The organism is Streptomyces chiangmaiensis (genome assembly GCF_036281785.1).
GTDB classification, from domain to species: Bacteria; Actinomycetota; Actinomycetes; order Streptomycetales; family Streptomycetaceae; genus Streptomyces; species Streptomyces chiangmaiensis.
This window is the reverse complement of record NZ_JAYWVC010000775.1, coordinates 1-502: the sequence shown is the minus strand read 5'-3', so window position 1 is coordinate 502 and position 502 is coordinate 1. Positions and strand designations below refer to the sequence as shown.

Annotated in this window: 1 protein-coding gene; it reads left to right on the top strand. The window is 69.3% G+C overall.

Features of this window, described 5'->3' with window-relative positions; all coding sequences use genetic code 11:
* Positions 1-62: 62 nt before the first annotated feature.
* A partial coding sequence (locus VXC91_RS46870; RefSeq protein WP_329513403.1) for a DUF6444 domain-containing protein occupies positions 63-502 on the top strand: 440 nt, incomplete at its 3' end.

The window sequence follows — 502 nt, the reverse complement described above, 5'->3', positions numbered from 1 at the left end:
GCTTCGGGCTGCTGGTGACGGCCTGTGAGCGGGGCCGGGCGGTTATGTGGTTGGATCTTGCTGTGTCCGATCTTGAGTCTCTGTCCCGGGAAGAGCTGATCGTGCTCGCCCAGCGTCAGGACGCGCAGATCACCTTGCTGGCCACACAACTGGCCGAGTTGATGGAGAAGTTCGAGCAGCAGGCGGCGGAGCTGGCCCGGCTGCAGCACCTGCTGTCGCGCAACAGCGGCAACTCCTCGATGCCGCCCTCGAAGGACGACGGTCCCGGTCGGGCGACGCCGCGCAAGGAGCGCCGCGCCAAGCCCTCTGGGCGGGCGAAGGGCAAACAGCCCGGCGCGTCGGGGACCGCGTTGCGCTGGCGCGAGGGGGACGAACTCGACGACCGCCAGGACCGCTACCCCGAGGGCACCTGCGACTGCGGCGCCGACCTGAGCGCGGCGATGGACCTGGGCGTATCCGACCGGTACCAGCAGCATGAGATCCCGCTGGTCAGCGTGAGCGT